Origin of the sequence: Methanosarcina acetivorans C2A, from assembly GCF_000007345.1 — an archaeon.
Taxonomy (GTDB): domain Archaea; phylum Halobacteriota; class Methanosarcinia; order Methanosarcinales; family Methanosarcinaceae; genus Methanosarcina; species Methanosarcina acetivorans.
This window is the reverse complement of record NC_003552.1, coordinates 3,953,013-3,976,482: the sequence shown is the minus strand read 5'-3', so window position 1 is coordinate 3,976,482 and position 23,470 is coordinate 3,953,013. Positions and strand designations below refer to the sequence as shown.

Below are 23,470 nucleotides of genomic sequence, written 5' to 3'. Positions count from 1 at the left end.
TATTTTTTCTTTAACTCCAATATGAAATTTAACTTCTGTCTGAAATTTCTCACGGAGTTTTCTCTGGTACTCCAAGCCCCATGAATTTTTTCTAATTGTTATTGCAGCTTTCTCTGTCCTTCTTTGAGCAAAATCTCAGTTGAATTTCAGACTGAATCTATAATATTCAGGAATTAAAGATCTGAATTATTCAAGTAGTACGCAAAAATATTTTTAGTATGAAAAAAGACTAAAAACTATTTGGAAATTATAATTATACCTGTGAATAGTGTCTTTATTCTTTTTTAAGGCTTTTTAAGGCTCTTTCTCTAATGCCTGACAGAACCGTACTAATCGCTATACTATCCAAATAATATTAGTTCAATGAGATAACTATTTATAACAAGTGTATGTACTTTCTAATATAGTAAAAATGAAACAACTCAAAACATAAAACAAATTAAACATAAACGAACAGTGGGGGGAAAACATGAGAATAAGAGTGGTTAGTTCAAGAGAAGAAATCTTTACACTTAATCCGAATGAGCGTATCGTACACTTGGCTTTCAGGCCTTCGAACAAGGACATTTTTGGACTGGTTGAAACCTGCCCGAAGATTGAGGTAATTCAGCTACCTAAATCTTACATGCGCACAGTTTCAAAATCCATAGAAATGTTCCTTCTGATGCAGAGAATACAGCTTCTTGAAGGCGACGTCTGGGGTCACAGGAAGGACATCAACGAATATTATGCAATTCCATCCTCAGTGATTGAAAAGATTAAAGCCATGAAAATTGAAGGCAAACCAGCCGAGGAGATTGAGAAAAAAATTTCAAGGGAAAGCAAGCTGAACCCTGAAATGGTCGCTTATATCCTGAATAAGGAAGCTTCTGTCTGATTCTTTTCGGGGATGTCCTTAAGACTTTGCTGGAGATTAGGTCGTACAGTTCATCGATTCCTCATTTATTATCTGGTCTCCAGCCCAAAATCTTCCGCTTGAAGAAAGAAGAAGATTTTATTGGAATTTTGAAGACCTGGACGGAGTCATTTCCCGCAGGCCAAGATTACGATTCTGATGTTTCACTTTTCAACCATTATCAGGTAAATTGGGGTTACTCAATTGCTTTTTTGAATCGGTTTTATTTACTCCGGGTTGCCACTTTAATTTCCCCATGGCAATCTTCGGAAATTTTTTGATTTTCCTCTTTGAATTCCAGTATTTCGGAGACTTTTTATTATTTTCTGGTTTTTCGTTTTCCCTCTATATCGTGCAAAACAATAAAATTTTAATTATATTGATATATTTTTTCTATTTATGGGAAAAGGAAACATTGCAATAGATAAATCAATGATAAAAACGATAGTTGACGGCAAAATAATAATTCCTTTGCCAAAAGTTTTGGTTGGAAATCGATACTATCCCATGTTCTCTATATTCTCCCCTACTCAGTGTGATAGTTGTGGAAGTAAATTACATGTTAACTCTCATCACACTTGTTTTATTATATCACGTTACGGCACTATATCTCTCAATGTTACATACTGGCTTTGTCCCACTTGTAAGAAACATTATCATGATCAGGTTATTGGTGTTCAGGGTTCTGCAAATTACAGTTCTGAATATTATGATACACAAATAAATGTCAGATACGATGGACGATGCAGTCTGCACAATTCTCGGCGAATTGGGGAAACATATACAGAAGGAGTAATAAATGTCTGTGGAAGAGCTCCTTGTCCCACTTCATTGTGGTTATATGAACAGAAACTAGCAAAACTTTCAAAGCAAGAACTTTTGAACCAAGGAGTTAGCTTTGAAGAAACATTGTATGTTGATGGGAATTGGATCAAGAATGGATGGAAAAAAAAGCTTGAAGAATTTATTGGAACGAAACTCACAAAGAAAGAATGGAAAAAAATGCGATATAAATCTGTTTACGTTGTTGCTACCAAAGAGAAGGTCATTTTAGATTTTGAAGTAACTGAGAGGTTACCAACAATTGAGGCTCTGATGCCTCTTTTTATACGAATAAAGAACCGATTTCCTGAAGATAAAATCAAAAAGATTGTTTCTGATGAGGATAAAGCGATCATTGGAGCCGTAAAAATGGTCTTTCCTGAAGTGACTCATTCTTTTTGTGTGTTTCATCAATTAAAAAACGTTAGTAAGAGGTATTATGAGGAATTCAGTTCTATTGAAGAGATTCCAGATAACGATAAGATTACCTACAATGAGATATCTCAATTGATACTGTCTGATACGGTTATCAGTGCTGTTGCGCATATTCAGAAGATACGAGAATTTAACTCTGATCTTGAACTTTCTGAAGCGTCTCATAAAGCGATTTCTTATGCCGAAGAGATTTTCAGCAAGAATGTGAGCTTCTTGAAAAAAGGTTTTACACCTGAGACAGATAATACAATGGAACAGATATTTTCTTTGATATGTGATATAGTAGACAAAGCGAGGTCATTCAAAACCAATAATGGACTAACTAATTTTTGTTACAATCTATTTACTTTTTTCAACAAACGGTGTTTCAGCACTGGAAAATGGAAAGGTTTCTCACCTTTAATGAGAGCAAGATTCCAATATGGATAATGCTAGAATTGGAGAATAATTAGTTCTTAAACTTGATGGCTTATAGCTGTAGCTGTCGGAAATTCCCACAAAAATAGTTCCACAATTTGGAAAATTTTGGTGAATGCTTGTGTAAATGAATCAACATTTTTAAATGAGTGAATTGATTTGCTCAAATTGGGATGAAATTTTGTGGTTGTCTTGAAATTGAAGAAAAACCAGAAAAAATTAAAAAGACTCGTATTTCGAAATCAAATATTTCTGCAAATTCCCTGATCAAATCATCGAAATTTTCAGTATATTCAAGCCCCGTATTGATCTTTGCAACCTTTTTGTAGCCGATCATTTCACGGGTCTTTTTCATTATTTTCAATACTTTAGCCGGATCGTGGTGTAACCGGTCCAGTTCAATCGGTTCTCTCCAGCTTTTGCTGTACGTGGGCGTAAAAAGATATGTTCCAGAGTCACTGACACTTTTTAGTATCTTCAGGTAGTTATCCACCCCTCCTACGAACCGGGCAGGGGAAAGCCCTTCTTTCAAAGTCTTTTTCGACATTTCCCAGGACGTTTCCGCATAAACCGTAAAAAAGCAAAATCCCGGAAGAAAAGGAGCTGAGATTCTCTACGTTCTCGTATACCCTGTTTTTCAACTCTCTGGGATTTCTATGTAGCTCCGGCTCCATAGGCAGATCAGAATCGTATATTTCTCACATTCACCATCTGTCCCGGAGAGTAAGGGAATTTTTTTCGGTGGGAAGTATTTTGTGCAGGAGGTTTACCTTATCTTTCAGGGTGTAATCAAAATAATATTGAAGCTGCTCACGGGCAGAACACTGCAAAAAGTTCCCTGCATAATGGAGTATCTGTTGATTTGTTTGTTCATCTCTTCCATAGTAGCGCACTTACTTCTCAGTAAGTATACAAACGGGATCCCTTCTATAAATGTTAGTTTATCGGTTTCCCGGATTGATAGGACGGTCATACCGGAGGCTAGAAACTCAGCTTGCACATATGAATTTTATTTGTTTTTCATTCCAGCCAGCGTGTGACCTTTTCTACCGGCGGGCGGGCCGAAGGAGGCAGTTCTTTGACCGGGTAGCCTATCGCACATCCCATAAGAGCCCATTTCCCTGGAGGAAGCCCAAGGAGTGTGCAGAATGCCGGGTTGTCCGCCATTTGAGCTGTAATGGAGACCAGCTGGAATCCTAGGCCAAGCGCAGTTGCCTTCAGCCACATGTTCTCCAGACAGTGAGCAAGTGCCTGTTGTTCTACCGGGGGAAAACCTTTCCTCTCGGCCACCACTATGAAGTAAGGAGCCGTACCGACTCCGGGAACCTGTCCCATTTTTTTGATCATTGTAAGCCGTTTTGCAAACCCGCTGGCCTGTGTGCGGAGCACCGGGTCGCTCTCCACAGCACGTTCGAGATTTGAAGCTGTTGTCATAGCTTCTTCAAAGATAAGGGAAGCTGCTGCTTTCAGACTTTTTGAACCCTTTTTCAAAACAAAAAATCTCCGGAAATAATCCTCTGTTTCACCCACAGCTGCAGCAGCAAAAGGTGCATGAAGCCCGGTACGTATGATTCCCCTTATATCTTCTTCTGGCGGGAATTCCTGCTTAAACTGCCTGTAAGACCTTCTTTCCACAAAGATTTTGTCCAGTACAACGTTTTGCTGATCAGGTGTTATTGCATTCATATCCAGATCATATCCTCATTTGAATAAAACCTGATAGGTATTTTAATCACAGGATGTCATTAAAGATGCTTATCAAATAGTAGTAAAGAGAACAGGATATAGTGAAAAATCATTTTTATTCTCTGATGCCTCCAATTTACTTCGTGCCTTTAATTGGTCTAATGCCTCTAATTTACCTAATGCCTTTTAATTTACCTAATACCTCTAATTTACCTAATTCCTTTAATTGGTCTAATGCCTCTAATTTACCTAATGCCTTTTAATTTACCTAATACCTCTAATTTACCTAATTCCTTTAATTGATCTAATGCCTTTAATTGATCTAATGCCTTTTAATTGACCTAATAATGCCTTGATACATCCTCCCAGAATTTTGCTGAGACATTATTATGAAGTCAAACTATAGTGATAATTCAAATCTTAGCTTTTTTCTTTTAGTGTTGAGTAGCAATTGGTGCCTTCAAGGAGGAAGCACTTAAATTGTGTTAGATTCAAGTATTGAATAATTGATATTTGGGTTAACTTTTGATTCGCTGTCAGAATATCTCAGTCTGGGATGTAATTGACCTCCCAGGCTTGTGATCCTGGATTTATGCGGATTAAAATCCGGTTTCTGAAGCTATTAGTTGATAATTTTGGAAGTAGGGAACGAAAATGAGACTTCACAGTATTCAGGGAAAACTTTTTCCGGCAACTCCTTTTGATTTTTCGAAATCTCTAAATTTTATGGGTATGTTTGCTCCTGCGGAAGGGGAACAGACTGTCACTGGCTTTTCATTTACAAAGGCAGTTTACCTGGAAAATAAGATTTTAGCCTTCAGATTGAAAAACGAAGGCACTGTTTCGGAACCGGGCTTATCTTACATCTTTTATTCCTGCGAAGAAATAAGCGAAGAAATAAAATCTGCACTTCTGGATAGAATAAAATTCTTTTTGAGCCTTGATGATGATCTGCAACCCTTTTATGTTCTGGGAAGCAAAGATCCCCAATTTGTCCCTGTGCTGGAGGAGCTTTACGGCCTGCACCAGGTAAAATTCTTAACTCCTTTTGAAGCCGCAGCCTGGGCGGTGTTGAGCCAGAGAATATCCATGAAAGTAGCCCACAAAATAAAAAACAAGCTCACTGAGGCTATAGGGAATAGCATTCAAATTGAAGGAATTGTGTACAGGACTTTTCCTTCAGCCCGGCAAGTAAAAAATCTGGGTGTGGAAAATCTGGCTTCCATTATAAAAAACGAAAGAAAATCAGAGTATTTAATAGCAGTTGCCGATGCCTTTGATAGGGTGGATGAAAATTTTCTAAGGCAAGGTAATATAAAAGATGTAAGAGAGTGGCTGATGAATATATGGGGTATCGGGGAGTGGTCAGCTCATCTGATACTTATAAGAGGTCTCGGAAGAATGGAAGAACTTTCAGAGCACGAAAAAACTCTTCTCAATTGCTTTAAAAGATTCTATGGCCCGGAAGCTACAGAAGATCAGTTTAGGCGAGTTGCCGATAGTTATGGAGATTTTAAAGGTTATTGGGCTTATTATCTCAGGGCAGCCTGTTGAATAAATTAAGATCATCTGAGATCATTTGCAAGCAGGGTATTTGAAGAAGGATTTCCCTGTAAACTCCCAATTTACATCCTTATTCACGCGGTTCAGGGTAACAAAGCTGTTTCTAATATGGTTTCCAATATAGTTTCTAATGTAATATCTCCGGAATTTACGAGGTTTCCCTAAACTTAAATATGTTAAGTGTAATCTCCTCAGAGATTGGCGTGATTTCTAAAAAACTAATTGATCTTGGTGTGCTGGCGCTCAGGCAGCGCAACTCACGAGGAAACTTCAAGCCCCATGTCTCAATCCGTTTCAGGAACAATGCAGGAGAGTTACGTACTTTTTCCATCGACACTACCCGGAGTCCGGGAAAACAACCCCAGCCAGATGCATACCTGATCACTCATGCCCATTCCGATCATCATGGGAAATCGGCTATGCTCTCTCCGCGGGCAGTCTGTACGGATAAAACCGCAACTGCTCTTGAAATCAGGCACGATAGAAAGTACGTGGGAAGCATGTGCAGGCTCGGGGACGAGATTGAAATCGAGGGTGTCAGGGTAAAGACTTACCCCACGGCGCACACTGCCGGTGCCGCAGCTTTTTACTGGGAAAACGATGTGGGGACAAGGATTCTGGTCACGGGGGATGTCAAGAATGCCAGCAAGCTTCCTCCCTGCGATGTCCTTATCACCGAAGCTAACTACGGGGACCCTGAAGATCCTTCCTGCCACTTTGCGGACGACCTCGAAAGTATGAAATGCGCCCTTTTTGAGAGCGGCCCTGTTGCTTTCGGGGCATACGAGTTCGGAAAAGCCCAGCGTGCCGTTGAATTAATGAGGGGCTTCGGATATGAAGGCGCCATTCGTATGGAAGCCCGGACAAGGGCACTTACACGGAGCATGCTTGAGGATGCCGGAGAACTTGCAGGGATTGACTCCAGAGGGGAGGATGAGGTTTTCGTGGTGGCTCCCTGGGATCTTGACAAGCTCCCGCGAAATGTGAAAAAGTACGTACTGAGCTGCCGTGCGGATTACCCGTATCCTATTATCAAGATAAGCGACCACCTTGATGCCTGCGGGCTTGAGGATATGGTTCGAAAACTCACCCCTGAAGTCACGCTTGTTTATCATCCCGGGGGTCACAGACCTTCCAAATTTTCAAAACATTTAAATTCAATAGGGATCGATTCGATATCCATAGATCAGATCGGTAATGTTTTAAGCAATGAATTTATTTAAATCTCTGAGATTCGGTTCTAATAATTTAACTCTAAAAATTTAAATATGATCATTTAAATCTGGTACTTTAATTTAATGATCCGGGTCCGGTAGGTTTCAATTCAAATTCAGACTGCGGTTTGAGGATCCGATCCGACGATTTAAGTTCCAGGCTAATAATTTAAGGCTTCAAGGTCCATTTAACTCTATTTAATCAGCTCTAATTTAACCAACACTATTACTCAAAATCTAATACTCAAAATCTAATACTCAAAATCTAATACTCAATATCTGATACTCAAAATCTGATGCTCAAAATCTAATTTAACCAGTATACCGGAGTCAAATTTAGCTCTAATTAACCAGACCCTGTTTAATCAGTATCACCAAATCAAATATGATCATTGAAATTTATAATCCCATTTTTAGTCCTTTTAAGCTTTTAACTAATACTACATCCCCAGGAAAGATAATTGCCGTTCAGGAGAGAATGCAGGTTGAGTAAACAATCCCCAAAGTCAAAGTCCAGAAAGGAGCCCGCAACTGCTAAAAAGGCTCCCGTCGAAATTGACACAGCAAGTGTTGAGGCTCCCGAAAAAAAGAGTCTTCCCAAGCAAAAGACCCCCGAAGAAAAGCAGAAAGCTCACAGGGACGACATTATAAAAACAGTTGTTGCTGCAATACTTGGAGTAATCTTCGGAGTTGTAATGTTCGTCCAGTACGGGGCAGGCGAAGACCGTATCTGGTATGCCATACTTATGATCGTTATCGGAATCACGTATTATGCTCAGAAGCTTTTATACATCCCGCTTAAAATAGACGCCAAGGAATTCAAGTTTAAGGACTGGTTTTTTGTCGAGTTCGTAGTTATGGATTTCTTCCTTGTGACCTGGACGTTGCTCCTGAATTGAAAAAAATTCTTTTCCTGGGCTTCAAAAAAGGCTTTCCCAAAAAAGAAGGCCTTTTTACCCGGGCTCTTTTGCTATTGTTTTTTTCCTTCATTTTTAATAATGCTCTTTACCACGGAGATATTTCCTGCCTGCAACATTCCAACGGTTCATATACCAGAGCAGGCATTTCATAACCGATAACTGCCGTATAGCCTGACTGGTTTATACGTGGGCATGAACTCGATCATAAGTATCTTTACTGAATAGAAAAGAAACTCCCAGGACTGGGATCAGATAACTATACCACATTATAATACCACATTATAAATTCATACAGTATTAGATTATAACGCATTACTAATCTCATTAACACGTTACGAATTCATAAAACTTGTACAAATGAATCCAATTACGCAAACGGACCAATTACACAAACGGGTCAATTACACAAACGGGTCAATTACACAAACGGGTCAATTACACAAACGGATCAATTACACAAATGAACCCATCTCACTGAATTCATTTTATGTTTTAACCAATCAAAAAACGTAATTTTCGGGGACTATTATGAGAATAGCTATACTTAACAAAGACAAGTGCCAGCCCAGAAGATGCAGCAAGGAGTGCGAAAAGTACTGTCCTAGAGTCAGGACAGGAGACGAAACCATTGTTTTTGAGGACGACGGAAAGCCGGTCATCTCCGAGGAACTCTGTGTGGGCTGCGGGATATGCATTAACAAATGTCCTTTCGATGCCATCATGATCATAGGGCTTCCTGAAGCCCTGCAGGAACCCACGCACAGGTACGGACCAAACGGTTTTGCCCTTTTCGGGCTCCCAGTGCCGAGGATAGGAAAGGTGACCGGGATTCTGGGCCCGAACGGGATAGGGAAGAGTACTTCTGTCCAGATCCTTTCCGGAACCCTGGTCCCTAACTTCGGGCAGGGGAAAGGGGACTGGGATACGGTACTCGAACACTATGCCGGGACCGCGCTTCATGATTATTTCAAAGATGTAGTGGACGGGAAGGTAAAAGTCTCCCAGAAGCCCCAGTACGTTGACCTGATCCCCAAAGCTTTCAAAGGCAAGACCTCGGAACTGCTTGAAAAAACCGATGAAAGAGGATTTCTTGACGAGCTTATCGATAGGCTTGACCTGAGAGGGGTAGTCGAGCGAAAAATTTCGGAATTGAGTGGTGGGGAACTTCAGAGGGTAGCGATTGCAGCCTGTGCGGCAAGGGATGCCCAGTTCTACTTCTTTGACGAAATAAGCCCCTACCTTGACATTTACCAGAGAATTAACGTTGCCCGCCTGGTTCAGGAAATCTCAAAGGACAGGGCAGTGCTTGTAGTCGAGCACGACCTTGCGATTCTGGACATGCTTACGGACGTCATTCACATAGCCTATGGTGAACCCGCAGGTTTCGGTGTGATCACCCTCCCGAAAAGTGTGCGGGTCGGGATCAACCAGTACCTTAAAGGCTATCTCCCTGAAGAAAACATCCGGATCCGGCCGGAAGCCATCAGGTTTGAGGTCCATCCCCCAAGAGAGGACGCCCAGTTTCAGTCTATGGTCTCCTTTAACAGCTTTTCAAAGCAGTATGGGGACGGCTTCTCCCTCAAGGCAACAGGCGGAAGCCTGCGGGAAGGGGAAGTGCTCGGGATAGTCGGGCCTAACGGGATAGGTAAGTCAACTTTCGTAAAAGTCCTGGCAGGGGAAATCAAACCCGATGAAGGGGACCCGGGAATCGAGGTTAAAATTTCCTACAAGCCCCAGTACATTAAAGCCGACACTCCTGTAAGTGTCCAGGACTTCCTGCGAGGCATTACAAAGCGTTTCGGGACCAGCTACTATGAGGTTGAGATCGCAAACCCCCTCCAGCTTGAAAGGATCTATGAAAGCTTGCTTACCGAACTGAGTGGCGGAGAACTGCAGAGGGTGGCAATTGCTGCCTGCCTATCCCAGGAAGCCGACCTCTATATCCTGGACGAACCGAGTGCCCACCTTGATGTGGAGCAGCGTTCCATGGTCACCAAAGTCATCAACCGCTTTGCCGAAAATAACCAGAAGACAGCTATGGTCGTTGACCACGACATCTACATGATCGATATGCTCAGTCAGCGTCTCCTTGTTTTTGAAGGCAAACCTTCTGTTTACGGTGAAGCCCACGGGCCTTTCAGCATGGAAAGCGGCATGAACAGGTTCCTGGAAAACCTCGGCATCACCTTCCGCAGGGACGAAGAAACGAGGCGTCCCCGTGTAAACAACCTCGGCTCAAGGCTTGACCGGGAACAGAAGGAAAGCGGAAACTACTATTATTCCGCTAAAGACTGACCTGTTAAGGACTGATATGTTAAGGATTGACCTGTTAAGGACTGACCTGTTAAGGACTGATTCAAAGACTGATTCTGCAAAAGACAGTTATTCCAATTTCTGATAAATTCCAATTTCTGAATAACTCGAGGGTTTCCCTAAAACGGGGACCCCGACTTTTTGCAGGAAAACGGTTTTCTGACAACTGAATTGCGGTTTCAAAATAGTTTTTTATCATATGTGGGAGTTTCTGGTTTTTAATGAAAATAGAAAGTCTCGACCTGCCCGATGAAGTAAAGCGTTTTTATGAAAACTCCGGGATTCCTGAACTTTATCCCCCCCAGGCAGAGGCTGTTGAAAAGGGACTGCTTGAGGGGAAAAACCTGCTTGCTGCAATCCCGACGGCTTCGGGGAAGACTCTGCTTGCGGAGCTTGCAATGTTGAAATCCGTGCTTGCAGGAGGAAAAGCCCTTTATATCGTGCCCCTGCGAGCTCTGGCTTCCGAGAAGTTCAGGCGTTTTCAGGATTTTTCCGAACTGGGTATAAGGGTCGGGATCTCAACAGGAGACTACGACAGGCGGGACGAAGGGCTCGGCATAAACGACATCATTGTAGCCACGTCGGAAAAAACCGATTCCCTGCTCAGGAACGAGACTGCCTGGATGCAGGAGATCTCGGTTGTTGTGGTCGATGAAGTCCATCTTATCGATTCTGCGGACAGGGGCCCCACCCTTGAAGTCACTCTGGCAAAGCTGCGGAAAATGAACCCTTTCTGTCAGATCCTTGCCCTTTCGGCAACGGTAGGGAATGCCGATGAACTTGCAGCCTGGCTTGACGCCGAACTTGTGCTAAGTGAATGGAGGCCCACTGACCTTATGGAAGGAGTGTTTTTTGACGGGACCTTTTTCTGCAAGGATAAAGAAAAGCTCATTGAACAGCCCACAAAAGATGAAGCCATAAACCTTGTGCTCGATACCCTCAGGGAAGGTGGACAGTGCCTTGTTTTCGAAAGCAGCCGGAAAAACTGCATGGGTTTTGCAAAGAAAGCTACTTCCGCGGTAAAAAAGACCCTTTCTGCCGAAGACAAAGAAAAGCTTGCAGGGATTGCCGATGAGATCCTGGAAAATAGTGAAACCGATACCGCATCGGTTCTTGCATCCTGCGTTCGGGCAGGGACAGCTTTTCACCATGCAGGCCTCACCTCGCCTCTGAGAGAACTTGTAGAAACCGGCTTCCGGGAAGGGTACGTAAAGCTTATCTCAAGTACCCCAACCCTTGCAGCAGGGCTTAACCTGCCTGCCAGGCGTGTAATTATTCGGAGCTATCGGCGCTATTCTTCGGATTCAGGTATGCAGCCTATCCCGGTGCTAGAATACAAGCAGATGGCAGGAAGAGCCGGAAGACCGAGGCTTGACCCCTATGGGGAGGCTGTACTGCTGGCAAAGTCCTATGAGGAACTGTTATTCCTTTTTGAGAAATATATAGAAGCCGGGGCCGAGGATATCTGGTCCAAGCTCGGGACGGAAAACGCCCTCAGGACACATGTTCTTTCCACGATTTCTAACGGGTTTGCCCGGACAAAAGAGGAGCTTATGGATTTTCTGGAGGCGACTTTTTTTGCGTACCAGTACTCAAACTTCGGGCTCTCCGTGGTTGTGGATGAGTGCCTGAACTTTTTACGGCAGGAAGGGATGCTTGAGCAGGACTCCGATGCTCTAATTTCCACAATGTTCGGAAAACTTGTTTCCAGGCTCTATATTGACCCACTTTCTGCAGCCCTCATTGCAAAGGGCTTAAGAGAAGCCGGGACCCTGACCGAGCTAACTCTTCTTCACCTGGTCTGCAGTACGCCCGATATGCGCCTGATGTATATGCGGAGCCAGGACTATCAGGATATCAATGATTTCGTAATGGCACACGCAGAAGAGTTCTCAAAGGTGCCGAGCCCCTTCAATATTGTTGAGTATGAGTGGTTCCTGAGTGAGGTAAAGACTTCTCTTTTGCTGATGGACTGGATCCATGAGAAACCTGAAAACGAGATATGTTTAAAATTCGGTACAGGGGAAGGAGACATCCACACGACTGCAGACATTGCCGAATGGATCATGCACGTGGCCACCCAGCTTGCCCGCCTCCTGGACCTGAAAGGAGCAAAAGAAGCTGCAGAACTTGAAAAGCGCATCCATTACGGGGCAGGCCCGGAACTGATGGATCTGCTCGATATCAGGGGCATCGGCCGTGTAAGGGCAAGAAAACTTTATGGGGCAGGCTTCAAATCCACAGCAGACCTTGCAGGAGCTACTCCTGAAAAGGTAGCTGCCCTTGTCGGCCCAAAAATTGCTGAGAGGATCTTCAGGCAGATTGGGAGAAGAGAAGCAGTTTCTGAGATCTCTGATTCTGAGCGCCTTGAAAAAAGTTCCCAAGACGGGCAGAGTACAATCAGCGATTTTTGATCGTTTCTTGATTTTCCTTATGATCATTAATCTTTCATTTTTTATTCTTTAATTCCCCGCGTCTTTGATAATCGTTTTGTCTCTTCCGGAAGTCAGAGCTGTAAGCTTTCAGTTTTCTCTCCCTGCGCCACAAATGGCTGGGCTGGTCTGCCTGCCAAAAAAAGGGACCTGTAACACGGTGTTACAGTTATGAGAAACAATGTACTTGAGACATACTCCACGGAGCTGAGAAAATACAATCGTTTGCCAAAATTTGCCCCGTTCTCTCAAACTCACAAGCATCTTGGCAGCTTTACTTTCTGTTCTTATATTCTTTCGTCTCTTCTTTGTTTTTGCGGGAAAGACCGCTCTCCTGCGTCGAGCGGAAAAGAACGGCCCGATATAGTGAATAAGGTTGCACGGTTCAGAGAAACCGTAGTTAGTTCTCCAATCCTCTTGATTATTCTTATTTTTTCAGTTCTTTCAAGCCTGTGCTTGGGGTAAAATCTTAAATGAGATCAGGGATTTAATGAGAGCAGATTATATCAGATTATATCGTTTATACAGGGCTTATACCAAACTTATCGGATCAATCGGATCAGGTTTTACCAGGTAATCTCAGAGATGGTCACAATGTTATTCAAAAAGTTGTCTGATGCTTCGGAAGCTGAAATGAAAAAATTAATTTCCCGGGGGTCCGGGCTTGCAGATGTCGGAGAAACCGTTTCTTCCGTACTTTCGGATGTGCGAGTGAGGGGAGACGCAGCACTCAGGGAGTATACGAAGAAGTTCGACAAAGTTGAGCTTGCCGGTTTTGAGGTAAGTGAGGCAGAGTTTGAAGAAGCGCTGTCAGGGGTCGGTCCGGAACTGCTTGAACACCTTAAAGTCGCAGCTGCAAACATACGAGTTTTTCACGAAGCCCAGCTGCCTGAGACTACCTGGTTTATGGAAGTTCAACCCGGGGTTGTTCTGGGGCAGAAGGCAACAGCTCTTGAAAGTGTGGGAGCCTATGCTCCGGGAGGCCGGGCTTCCTATCCTTCAACGGTGCTGATGACTGTAATCCCTGCGAGGGTTGCAGGGGTTAAGCAGGTTATCGTTTGTACTCCTCCGAGGGCTGACGGGTCTATACACCCTCTTACGCTTGCTGCAGCAAAGGTAGCAGGGGCAGATAAGGTCTTCAAGCTCGGGGGCGTGCAGGCAGTAGGGGCAATGGCTTACGGAACCGAAACAGTCCCGAAGGTGGACAAAATTGTAGGTCCGGGAAACGTTTTTGTGACATCTGCCAAGATGCAGGTGAGGAATGTTGCCGAGATTGATTTCCCGGCGGGTCCGAGTGAGGTTCTTATCATAGCGGACGATTCTGCCGATGCTGCAATGGTTGCCTCGGATATCATAGCCCAGGCAGAACACGACCCGAATGCAGTGTCGGTGCTTGTGACAACTTCAGAAATTCTTGCAGAAGCTGTAAGGCAAGAAGTGCTTCTTCAGGCTGAAAATACGGCAAGAAGTGAAATTGTAAAAACTTCACTTGAGAATGCTGCAGTCCTGATTTCCGACACTCTTGAGCAGAGCATTGACTTCAGCAATAAATTCGCTCCCGAACACCTGGAAATTATGGTGGAAGACTCCGATTTCGTACTTAACAGGATCAAAAATGCCGGATCGATTTTTGTAGGGAACTATGCGCCTGTCCCGGTTGGAGACTACGCTTCCGGTACCAATCACGTGCTGCCTACGGCAGGATATGCCAGGATTTATTCGGGGCTGAATATCAACCACTTCCTCAAATACTCCAGTATCCAGAAAATCAGCAAGAGTGGGCTTGAAAGTCTGAAAGAAACTATAATCGCATTAGCTGAGGAAGAAGGTCTGCAAGCACACGCTGACGCTATAAGGACTCGTTTTGGGTACAAACCCTCTAAATAATATTTCTGCTATTCGATATGTATATAAAATGTAAGTGCGTAACCAAATTTTGATTTATAAATAAATAAAAGTTTGATTCTTAAATAAGAGTGGGGATAATATGAAAATCAGAGTAGTTAGTTCACGGGAGGAAATTCCTACCCTAAATCCGAATGAGAGGGTTATCCACCTCGCTTTCAGGCCGTCTAACAGAGATGTATTCATGCTTGCCGAAACATGTCCTAAAATTGAAGCTATACAGCTTCCTAAATCTTACAGAAGGACTGTTTCCAAGTCAATAGAGATGTTTCTGGAAATGCAGAAGATCAATCTCCTTGAAGGAGATGTATGGGGACACCGGAAGGACATAAACGAATATTACAACGTTTCTCAGAACGTTCTGGAGAAAATTCAGGAATTAAAAGCCGACAGGTTCTCCAATGAGATGATTGCCGATAAACTTTCAAGGGAAAGCAAATTGAATTCGGACATGATTCTCTACATCCTCAGCAAGAAGAGTCTGGAACTATCCTGAAGCGTGGATTCGCCTGTCTTTTCAGCCATAATTTTCGGGGTATGTAGGTATTAATTCTGTACCCTTGAAGGATAACTTAACTGGAGGTGGAGGGCAACTTTTTAAGACTCTGTCTTAAAAAGTTTTCCATATATTTCCGGACTTGTTTTTCAAAAGAGTTCCCGGGATCGAACTCTGACCTTTAATAAACTTTTCTCTAATTATTCTATAGTTTCTCCAGTTTTCTCGGTTTTTCCCCTTGAAAATTATTTCCTCACTTTCTCTTTGAAATCATTTCCTGTTAGCTATTATCTTCATTCTTTTTTTAATCAATTTAACCGGCGAACGCAACGGTAAAAGAGTTTTAGCTTTGATTTCTCTTGTCGAAAAACGATTAATTATTTTTAGACACATTTTTTATATTTATTCAACAATGTAAAAAATTTAAGCTTAATTTCGGTCGTAAAGTCCTATATTTTTGTTTATTAAATTTTATTTTTGCTTTTCTATATGCCTTTTTTTCAAATATGTTTTTTTTACAATGATACCTTTTTTAGCCATAACATCGAAAAATATTTAAATATTGTCGTATAATGGGTTTTATTGATTCTTTAACGAAATTAGGGTCTGGGGAATGGTATGAAAATACGAGTTGTCAGTTCAAGAGATGAAATTCTCTCCTTAAACCCGAACGAAAGAGTAATCCACCTCGCGTTCAGGCCGTCAAATAAAGACATTTTCCTGCTTGTTGAAACATGTCCTAAGCTCGAAATAGTCCAGCTTCCTAAATCGTATCAAAAGACTATTTCAAAGTCAATGGAAATGTTTCTGGAAATGCAAAAAATCCAGCTGCTTGAAGGAGATGTATGGGGCCACAGAAAGGATATAAACGAATATTACACCGTCCCTCCTTCAATAATTACAAAAATAAGGAACATGAAAGCAGAAGGAATTCCAAGTGAAAATGTTGCCGAAAAAATGACTAAAGAAAGCAAGCTCAGCCCGAAGATGATCCTTTATATCCTTAACAGAAAACCAGTTGAGTAAAAGGTTCCTTTTAAAGTACATCCAGGATGTATATTTTGCATCCGGGGTGTATGGATAACGGCAGCTGAATAAGAACATTAACAACAGGAAATCTGAATAAGAATAGTATCTTCATCGATAAAGTACCTGCATCGATAAAGTACCTGAATAAATAGTACTGCATAAATAGTACCAGAATACCTTTTAACGGTACAGGGAAGCATCTATACAAAAACATTTTAAAACAAATTTTCTGGAAAATAGTTCTCTAAGAAACAGAGGACGCCTGAAAGGCATCTTATCTGTCCCATACTCTTTAAGATTTAGCCTGAATATCTATCTTACACTTAAACATATATATTTCAGTATATATCTTTCAGGCTTAATTTTTTTGTTTTTTCAGAGCAAACTTTTTACTATCGGTTATTTCAGGCAGGTTCTTTTACATAAGTTCCCCGCTGAAATATTTGTCATAGGAGGACATGTCAAAGTGCCCGTGCCCGCTCAGGTTGAAGAGGATAGTCTTTTCTTCTCCGGTCTGTTTGGCAGCAAGCGCTTCGTCAATCGCACAGCGGATGGCGTGGGAAGATTCAGGTGCAGGAACGATTCCTTCGGTCCTGGCAAACTGTACGGCTGCATCAAAAACTTCCTGCTGGTCATATGAAACAGCTTCCATAAGCCCTTCGGAGCAGAGTTTGCTTATGATCGGAGAGTCCCCGTGGTAGCGGAGTCCCCCGGCATGGATGGCAGGCGGTACATGCTTGTGGCCTAGTGTGTACATCTTAAGGAGAGGGGTCATCTCGGCAGTGTCTCCGAAGTCGTACCTGTACTCTCCCTTTGTCAGGGACGGGCAGGCTGAGGGTTCGACTGCAACCACTCTTGCGCTGTGTTTTCCTTCAAGCCTGTCTTTTATGAACTCAAGCCCTATTCCTCCGAGATTGCTTCCACCGCCACAGCACCCGATAACCACGTCAGGGTATTCTTCGACCTGCGCAAGCTGCTGTTTGCACTCTGCACCTATTACGGTCTGGTGCAGCACAACATGGTTAAGCACACTTCCGAGGGAATACTTTGTGTTCTCATGAGCTATTGCGTCCTCGACAGCCTCGCTGATCGCAATCCCGAGGCTTCCGGGGGTGTCAGGCTGCTCCTGCAGGATCTTCCTCCCGAATTCCGTGTCCGGGCTTGGGGAAGGCACGACGTTTCCTCCCCATAGGGTTATAAGGGATTTTCGGTAAGGCTTCTGGTAGAAACTGGAACGGACCATATATACCTTGCACTCGAGATCGAAGTAATTGCAGGCAAGAGAAAGTGCACTTCCCCACTGGCCGGCGCCGGTTTCGGTTGTGAGCCTCTCGGTCCCCTCTTTCATGTTATAGTAAGCCTGGGCGATCGAGGTATTTGTCTTGTGGCTGCCTGCAGGGCTAACTCCTTCGTATTTGTAGTAAATTTTTGCCGGGCTCTTGAGGACTTTTTCCAGCTGGTGAGCTCTGAACAGCGGGCTTGGTCTCCAGAGCCTGTAAACATCAAGCACTTCCTCAGGGATATCGATATACCGGTCGCTGCTCATTTCCTGCATTATCAGGGCTTTTGGAAAAATGGGCTCAAGAGCATCCGGGCTTATAGGCTGCCAGGTTCTTGGATCCAGAGGCGGGTCAATCGGAGATGGGAGGTCGGCAAGGACATTGTACCATTTCTTTGGCATCTCGTTTTCGTCAAGGATAATCTTTGTCTGTTCCATGGAAATCTCCTTCACATCATTTCTGTACAAGATCGAACTTTGATGTATTTAAGTATTGTCTGCTTTGCAATTCTGGTTTACATAGGACATCATTATACTTTACGAAAAATCGAATACGGAATGCAGTCGGGGATTGAGATGACGAAAAAAGGAGAATGTGCCAGAAAAGCGAAAAAAGAAAATCTGTGCCGGCTTTTCTCCTGCTGTTACTCAATAGCTATTACTCAAACCTATTACTCAAACCTATTACTCAGTTACTTGATAGCTATTACTCAAACTATTACTCAATTACTCAATAGCTATTACTCAAACTATTACTCAATTACTCAATAGCTATTACTCAATAGTTATTACTCAATTACTCAATAGCTATTACTCAATTTTTCTGGAAAGTTCCACTGCAAGTTTTGCAAGTTCTGAGGCCCCTGTACCGAGAAGCCTGACCATGGGTTCTTTTCCCACTCCGCCTTCATCATAGATTACTCCAGGCACTCCTCCGTATTCTTTTATTGTTTCGGAACTGCCCCAGTCCATGGTGCGGGCTCGTTCAGGTTCTTTTACCCTGTCAAATGAGGAGATTCCAAGCCCCAGATCCCTGCAGGCTGCGAGGATTTCTTCCGAATATTTTAAATTTATGGCAGCTCTGATTTCGGGCTTCTCGCGAAAGGCTGCAAGGATGACCCCTGCCACATGCCTGCTGACTCCAAAGTCAACACATCCCACAGGTTTTGTCCTCCCCCTGTACCTCACTATCCCGCCTTCCACAGCCGCAACGTCCTCATAATTTCTGGCTCCCGGAATTGCCATTCCTATGTTGCAGCCAAGCTCGGGGATGAGCTTTGCAAACTCAGGGCTGTCGGCAAGGATTAAAACCGCTTCTTTTACATCTTCCAGGGCAAGGTAACGCTCTTTGTCCTCAAGGGTCTTTCCGAGAGGGTTCACAGGCCCGACTCCCCTGCCAACGGGCATACTCCTCTGGATTGCCTGCACCACAAAGTCCTTTGCTTTCTTGGCAGAGGTTTCCAGGCTGTCCTCACGGGCAAGGCAAGCGGTCATTGCTGCCGAGTAGGTGCAGCCTGAGCCGTGTGTTCCTCCGCTGACAAAGGTTCCGGAGATACGGGTAAAGGTGTCAGAGGCAGGCTCGTAGATGAGGTCGCTTGCATCGAGGTGCCCACCTGTTACAATTACGGCTTCAACTCCGAGATCTGCAATTTTTCTTGCCGCAAGTTTTGCATCCTCAAAGGTTTTGACGGGAATTCCAGCAAGGATCCCTGCCTCAGAGGCGTTTGGAGTCGTAACCTTGCAGAGGGGCAGCAACTCTTCGATAAGGACCGAAAGGGCTTCTTTTCGCAGGAGGTCTCCTCCGGCTTCGGCAGCAATGACAGGGTCGATCACCAGGGAAAGCCCGTGCTTTTTTACCTGCTTTGCAACTTCCTTTACAATTTCTGCCGAAGCAAGCATGCCGGTCTTTGCCCATTCAATCTTCATATCCGAACAGACCGCCTCGATCTGGCTCGCAACAGCTCCGGGAGCAAGGTCAAATGTTTCAAGCACCCCTCTTGTATTCTGGGCGGTTACGGAAGTTATGGCACAGGTCCCGTGCACTCCGAAGGCGGCAAAGGTTTTCAGATCAGCAGCAATTCCGGCTCCTCCTCCTGAATCCGAGCCTGCAATGGTCATAACAATAGGGGTTTTTGCTAAGGGGTTTTCTGTCATTCTATTCCTCTGTACTCCTCTTTTTTCCTCATTTTTTAATCTGTTCAAAATACTGGCATATGCTGACTTTTCCGGGGCCTGCTCTTCTACCCTCTGGAAATGGAATTTCTATTTTAGTCTATGGTTGGTCCGGAAATGTTGTAGAGCCTTCCCGGAGGCTGGCTTTTAAGAAGCCGGCTTTTGGAAAACTGGTTTACATAAAGTTTCCGTAGCTTTGATGAAGAACTTGCTTTTGCAGGTTTAAATTTCTGAAAATTTATAAAATCATTTCTGAGAGCGTTGATTGAAGGGTTTTAGTAATATTGTGCTCTCAACTCTCCATTTCTCCCGAAAAGATCATTTTTTCCTGATCTCCGGGTTCGTTTATATGTTAGAAACTGAAAAGGGTATATTGCTTCGATACATTTATATATTGTATTTGCGACTTTGATGCAAATAATCAACTACTTAAGCGCAGCGATCAGTTTAAGTCTGGATTAACTATTTATATTGATATAGATATGACTTGATTTATAATGTTTTAAGGGGATTGTAAGGATGGCAAACCGACCTCTGGATATTTTGAACAACGCACTGGACACACCTGTAATCGTTAGATTGAAAGGAGCACGTGAGTTTAGGGGCGAGTTGAAAGGATACGATATTCACATGAACCTCGTGCTTGACAATGCTGAAGAATTAAGAGATGGAGAAGTCGTAAGTAAATTCAGCAGTGTCGTTATCCGCGGTGACAACGTGGTATACGTATCTCCGTAATCTATATCAAGCACTTCGTCTATTACGTTAAACCTCGGTTAGATGCGGAACCTGCATGACTGAGAATCTATTCAGAAACGAAATCGCTTCGAATTATCGAATATCGCATGCTAACAAGTTGATTTTTATCAGGAGATTTAGTAATGAGTAAAGGTACTTCATCAATGGGAAAAAGGCAGAAACGCACTCATGCCAAGTGCAGAAGATGCGGCAGCGTTTCATTCAATGTGCATACAAAACAGTGTACTTCATGCGGCTTTGGAAAGACATCTCGCATGAGAACTTACAAGTGGCAGGCAAAGTGCAAGTATTAAACCTGCCTGCTCAATTTTCTCTATTTTTTACCTGCACCGGAGGTCAAGATTGAAAGAAGAATGCGGAGTTGCAGGCATAATCCTCCCTGACGACAGGTCTCAGTCAAATACTGTCGCATTCAAGCTTTACTATGCCCTGTACGCCCTCCAGCATAGGGGACAGGAATCTACGGGTATAATGGTGCATGATGGGACATCTCCCCTCTCCATCAAGGGTATGGGGCTTGTGCCGGACGTGTACAACAAGGATTCTCTGGGGCGCCTTATAGGGAATGCAGGAGTCGGACACGTCCGCTACTCTACGACTGGCGGGTCAAGGATTGAAAATTGTCAGCCTTTTATCCTTAATTTCAAGGGTGGAACAGTTGCCATTGCCCATAACGGGAATCTGGTAAATGCAAGAGCGCTCAAAGACGAGCTGGAAAACGAAGGCCGAATTTTTATAAGTAATTCCGATACCGAGGTTATCGGTCACCTGCTTGTGAAGGAACTGATAAGGCACGATCCTATCGAGTCTATCAGGAATGTAATGCGCAAGCTTGTTGGATCTTATTCTCTTGTTATCTTCATCAACGGTGTTGTGTACGCTGTCAGGGACCCCTTCGGCCTCAAGCCCCTCTGTTTTGGAGAAGTTGACGGCGGATATGGAATATTTTCGGAAAGTGTTGCTATTGATACCCTGAACGGCACCCTTATCCGGGATGTCAGGCCAGGCGAGGTAATGGTCTTTACGAGTTCAGGCTTTGAGAGCCACCAGCTCACAAATGAGCCCCACCCGGCACATTGTGTTTTTGAGTTTATTTACTTTGCAAGACCCGATTCCGTCATAGACGGCAAACTCGTCTACAAGATCCGGGAAAGAATCGGAAGAGAGCTTGCCCGTGAGCATGATGTTGAAGCGGATATCGTTTCTCCTGTCCCTGACTCGGGAATTACGTCTGCAATCGGCTATGCAAGAGAGTCCGGAATCATGTATCTGGAAGGTCTTATGAAGAACCGCTACATAGGGCGCACATTTATTCTTCCGGGACAGGACCTGCGCGAAACTGCAGTTCGGCTCAAGATGAACGCCATTCAGGAAAACGTCAAAGGAAAGCGTGTAGTCCTTGTCGATGACAGCATTGTCCGCGGCACAACTTCCCGGCGTATCATAGATATGGTCAGGAAGGCAGGTGCGTCAGAAGTCCATGCAAGGGTCGGAAGTCCGGCAATTATTGCCCCCTGCTATCTCGGGATCGATATGGCAACCCGGCAGGAACTTATTGCCTCATACAAGACTATAAAAGAGGTTGAAGGGCTAATAAATGCCGACTCTCTCGGTTATCTCAGCATTGAAGGGCTCATGAGAGCTCTTGAGTGCGATAAGAACGATATGTGCATCGGCTGCCTTACAGGTGAGTATCCTGTAGACATCCCCGGCGAGAAATGCAGAAAAAAGCAGTCCCGCCTTGATGATTTCAGTAAGGACGCAAGTTCCTCTAAGTAAGTCTCTTCAGGCAACCCTTAAGGGACTTTTTTCTTTACTTTTCTTATTTTGATGTTTTTTCTTATTTTGCTGTTCTAATTTGTTTTTTGCTGCTTGTCCCTTACGCGATCTTAAGAATCGTCAGGTTTACTGTCCTTTGCCTCGGGCCGTCCATTTCAGCAAAAAAGATACTTTGCCAGGTGCCGAGTTCCAGTTTGCCCTGTACAACTGGCAGGGTTTCGCTCGTCCCCAGCAGGACGGCTTTGAGATGAGCATCGGCGTTGTTGTCTATGCGGTCGTGCTTATACCCGGCTCCAGGAGGAACAAGTCTTTCCAGAAGGTTCAAAATGTCTTCTTTTAATCCGCTTTCATTCTCATTAATTATAATCCCTGCAGTTGTGTGTCTGGCACTGATGATGCATATACCTTCCTGTATCCCGCTTATCCTTACCTCTTCCTGGGCTTCCTGGGTAATGTCTATCAGCTCTATGCGCTTTGAAGTTTCAATCTTGAGTTTCAAGTCCTGCCCCCTAACCTGATGTAAACTATTGTATTTTCGGCTGAATTTAAGGATTTTCCGCTCCTGAGTTTCGCTTCCCGAATTGCGCCTCGGGAGTACGCTGTCTGTTTCGGCAGAGTTGCGGCTCTGCAGTGCGCTGTCTGTTTCGGCAGAGTTGCGGCTCTGCAGTGCGCTGTCTGTTTCGCTCCGCTCAAGCAGACTATTTATGGGTTAAGAAGTGAGCTGAGCTCAAGAGGACCGACTTAAAAACAATGGTAAAATAAAGAGACGCAGGAGAGCTATCTAGAGCTATCTTTACCAAAATGAAACCAAGAGAAGAGAAAAGCGAAAAGAAAATAGGTATCAATTTCTAACAAATCAATTGAATACCGACTAGAGAATAGTTTAGGACAGAATAGAAGAAAAGAATTCGAAAGGTTACGTTTTTCGGAAAAGAACTGGAGTTTTGTTTCCAGTTCTTTCCTTTCCCTTTCCCGGTTGTTGAACGTTTTTTGGGCAGGGTTTATTTTCACGCTTACCGTTTTTTAGATGTTGGTTATTACTCCAGGGATGGAGCTGTTGGTGTCTCGCATTATTTCTTCAAATTATTCTGGCTTCATTTGTTGGGTGTCGCGTTGAAATATATTTTTTGAAGACAGATTTGAAGACTTTTTTGGGAAGACTTGTATCTGAGTATTTCTGGCATTCTCGTCCTTTATAACCGTTTTTAGAATCTGTTTTTTGGAATCTGTTTTTATAGAATCTGTTTTTTGGAATCTGTTTTTATAGAATCTGTTTTCTGAAATGCATTTTTAGACCCCGTTCGTTTTTTAGATTCCGTTCGTTTTTTTAGATTCTGTTCGTTTTTTTAGATTC

At 43.5% G+C, this 23,470-nt stretch carries 19 protein-coding genes; 13 read left to right on the top strand and 6 right to left on the bottom strand.

Annotated elements, in window-relative coordinates; all coding sequences use genetic code 11:
• Positions 1–469: 469 nt before the first annotated feature.
• Together MA_RS16765 and MA_RS16760 are read left to right on the top strand one after the other, a co-directional pair.
• Positions 470–877: a DUF1699 family protein gene (locus MA_RS16765; RefSeq protein ID WP_011023146.1), complete on the top strand. Its 408-nt coding sequence runs from the start codon at positions 470–472 to the stop codon at positions 875–877.
• Positions 878–1,294: 417 nt separating this feature from the next.
• Positions 1,295–2,581 (top strand): transposase, encoded by a 1,287-nt coding sequence (locus MA_RS16760; RefSeq protein WP_011023145.1) that lies wholly within the window; start codon positions 1,295–1,297, stop codon positions 2,579–2,581.
• Positions 2,582–2,732: 151 nt separating this feature from the next.
• On the opposite strand, the gene MA_RS29510 is transcribed toward MA_RS16760, so the two are convergent.
• From MA_RS29510 to MA_RS16750, 3 genes are all read right to left on the bottom strand, one after another.
• Positions 2,733–3,062: a DUF1638 domain-containing protein gene (locus MA_RS29510; protein ID WP_011023144.1), complete on the bottom strand. Its 330-nt coding sequence runs from the start codon at positions 3,060–3,062 to the stop codon at positions 2,733–2,735.
• A complete protein-coding gene (locus MA_RS29505; RefSeq protein ID WP_282678896.1) occupies positions 3,055–3,243 on the bottom strand; it encodes a DUF1638 domain-containing protein in 189 nt (62 codons plus the stop codon). The genes MA_RS29510 and MA_RS29505 overlap by 8 nt, the downstream gene beginning before the upstream one ends.
• 346 nt (positions 3,244–3,589) lie before the next feature.
• Positions 3,590–4,255: a nitroreductase family protein gene (locus MA_RS16750; protein ID WP_011023143.1), complete on the bottom strand. Its 666-nt coding sequence runs from the start codon at positions 4,253–4,255 to the stop codon at positions 3,590–3,592.
• Between the two features lie 654 nt (positions 4,256–4,909).
• On the opposite strand from MA_RS16750, the gene MA_RS16745 reads away from it, so the two are divergent.
• The 8 genes from MA_RS16745 to MA_RS16710 all read left to right on the top strand — a co-directional run bounded on the left by MA_RS16745 (position 4,910) and on the right by MA_RS16710 (position 16,124).
• On the top strand, positions 4,910–5,809 hold the full coding sequence (locus tag MA_RS16745) for a DNA-3-methyladenine glycosylase family protein (protein ID WP_011023142.1): 900 nt from the start codon (positions 4,910–4,912) through the stop codon (positions 5,807–5,809).
• Positions 5,810–6,021: 212 nt separating this feature from the next.
• Positions 6,022–7,041 (top strand): MBL fold metallo-hydrolase, encoded by a 1,020-nt coding sequence (locus tag MA_RS16740; RefSeq protein ID WP_048066456.1) that lies wholly within the window; start codon positions 6,022–6,024, stop codon positions 7,039–7,041.
• Between the two features lie 476 nt (positions 7,042–7,517).
• The gene (locus tag MA_RS16735; RefSeq protein WP_226990637.1) at positions 7,518–7,931 is read left to right on the top strand and encodes a hypothetical protein; all 414 of its coding nucleotides are present in this window, start codon (positions 7,518–7,520) and stop codon (positions 7,929–7,931) included.
• A 549-nt stretch (positions 7,932–8,480) separates the two neighbouring features.
• On the top strand, positions 8,481–10,247 hold the full coding sequence (locus MA_RS16730) for a ribosome biogenesis/translation initiation ATPase RLI (RefSeq protein WP_011023139.1): 1,767 nt from the start codon (positions 8,481–8,483) through the stop codon (positions 10,245–10,247).
• Positions 10,248–10,486: 239 nt separating this feature from the next.
• Positions 10,487–12,679, top strand: coding sequence for an ATP-dependent DNA helicase (locus MA_RS16725; RefSeq protein WP_011023138.1), 2,193 nt, complete (start codon positions 10,487–10,489; stop codon positions 12,677–12,679).
• 603 nt (positions 12,680–13,282) lie between these two features.
• Entirely contained in the window at positions 13,283–14,584 is a 1,302-nt protein-coding gene (hisD, locus tag MA_RS16720) for a histidinol dehydrogenase (RefSeq protein ID WP_011023136.1), read from the top strand.
• Between the two features lie 100 nt (positions 14,585–14,684).
• Positions 14,685–15,098 (top strand): DUF1699 family protein, encoded by a 414-nt coding sequence (locus MA_RS16715; protein WP_011023135.1) that lies wholly within the window; start codon positions 14,685–14,687, stop codon positions 15,096–15,098.
• A 618-nt stretch (positions 15,099–15,716) separates the two neighbouring features.
• Complete coding sequence (locus MA_RS16710; RefSeq protein ID WP_011023134.1) at positions 15,717–16,124, top strand: DUF1699 family protein; 408 nt, start codon at positions 15,717–15,719, stop codon at positions 16,122–16,124.
• A gap of 421 nt (positions 16,125–16,545) precedes the next feature.
• Here MA_RS16710 and MA_RS16705 read toward each other — a convergent pair whose 3' ends face one another.
• Entirely contained in the window at positions 16,546–17,844 is a 1,299-nt protein-coding gene (locus MA_RS16705) for a TrpB-like pyridoxal phosphate-dependent enzyme (RefSeq protein ID WP_048065635.1), read from the bottom strand.
• Between the two features lie 372 nt (positions 17,845–18,216).
• Positions 18,217–19,560: a bifunctional hydroxymethylpyrimidine kinase/phosphomethylpyrimidine kinase gene (gene thiD / locus MA_RS16700; RefSeq protein WP_011023132.1), complete on the bottom strand. Its 1,344-nt coding sequence runs from the start codon at positions 19,558–19,560 to the stop codon at positions 18,217–18,219.
• Between the two features lie 537 nt (positions 19,561–20,097).
• Between thiD and MA_RS16690 the strand changes: the two genes are divergently transcribed.
• From MA_RS16690 to purF, 3 genes are all read left to right on the top strand, one after another.
• Entirely contained in the window at positions 20,098–20,316 is a 219-nt protein-coding gene (locus MA_RS16690; RefSeq protein WP_011023130.1) for an LSm family protein, read from the top strand.
• A gap of 143 nt (positions 20,317–20,459) precedes the next feature.
• On the top strand, positions 20,460–20,630 hold the full coding sequence (locus MA_RS25780; RefSeq protein ID WP_011023129.1) for a 50S ribosomal protein L37e: 171 nt from the start codon (positions 20,460–20,462) through the stop codon (positions 20,628–20,630).
• A 49-nt stretch (positions 20,631–20,679) separates the two neighbouring features.
• Positions 20,680–22,116 (top strand): amidophosphoribosyltransferase, encoded by a 1,437-nt coding sequence (gene purF / locus MA_RS16685; RefSeq protein ID WP_048065634.1) that lies wholly within the window; start codon positions 20,680–20,682, stop codon positions 22,114–22,116.
• 100 nt (positions 22,117–22,216) lie between these two features.
• Here purF and MA_RS16680 read toward each other — a convergent pair whose 3' ends face one another.
• Positions 22,217–22,615, bottom strand: coding sequence for a secondary thiamine-phosphate synthase enzyme YjbQ (locus MA_RS16680; protein ID WP_011023127.1), 399 nt, complete (start codon positions 22,613–22,615; stop codon positions 22,217–22,219).
• Between the last annotated feature and the right edge of the window lie 855 nt (positions 22,616–23,470).

Excerpts from the sequence above, each read along its gene's own strand:
- MA_RS16765 (WP_011023146.1), top strand. The coding sequence starts at position 470 with ATGAGAATAAGAGTGGTTAGTTCAAGAGAAGAAATCTTTACACTTAAT.
- MA_RS16760 (WP_011023145.1), top strand. The coding sequence starts at position 1,295 with ATGGGAAAAGGAAACATTGCAATAGATAAATCAATGATAAAAACGATA.
- MA_RS29505 (WP_282678896.1), bottom strand. The coding sequence starts at position 3,243 with ATGGAGCCGGAGCTACATAGAAATCCCAGAGAGTTGAAAAACAGGGTA.
- MA_RS16750 (WP_011023143.1), bottom strand. The coding sequence starts at position 4,255 with ATGAATGCAATAACACCTGATCAGCAAAACGTTGTACTGGACAAAATC.
- MA_RS16745 (WP_011023142.1), top strand. The coding sequence starts at position 4,910 with ATGAGACTTCACAGTATTCAGGGAAAACTTTTTCCGGCAACTCCTTTT.
- MA_RS16730 (WP_011023139.1), top strand. The coding sequence starts at position 8,481 with ATGAGAATAGCTATACTTAACAAAGACAAGTGCCAGCCCAGAAGATGC.
- MA_RS16725 (WP_011023138.1), top strand. The coding sequence starts at position 10,487 with ATGAAAATAGAAAGTCTCGACCTGCCCGATGAAGTAAAGCGTTTTTAT.
- hisD (WP_011023136.1), top strand. The coding sequence starts at position 13,283 with ATGGTCACAATGTTATTCAAAAAGTTGTCTGATGCTTCGGAAGCTGAA.
- MA_RS16715 (WP_011023135.1), top strand. The coding sequence starts at position 14,685 with ATGAAAATCAGAGTAGTTAGTTCACGGGAGGAAATTCCTACCCTAAAT.
- MA_RS16710 (WP_011023134.1), top strand. The coding sequence starts at position 15,717 with ATGAAAATACGAGTTGTCAGTTCAAGAGATGAAATTCTCTCCTTAAAC.
- MA_RS16705 (WP_048065635.1), bottom strand. The coding sequence starts at position 17,844 with ATGGAACAGACAAAGATTATCCTTGACGAAAACGAGATGCCAAAGAAA.
- thiD (WP_011023132.1), bottom strand. The coding sequence starts at position 19,560 with ATGACAGAAAACCCCTTAGCAAAAACCCCTATTGTTATGACCATTGCA.
- MA_RS16690 (WP_011023130.1), top strand. The coding sequence starts at position 20,098 with ATGGCAAACCGACCTCTGGATATTTTGAACAACGCACTGGACACACCT.
- MA_RS25780 (WP_011023129.1), top strand. The coding sequence starts at position 20,460 with ATGAGTAAAGGTACTTCATCAATGGGAAAAAGGCAGAAACGCACTCAT.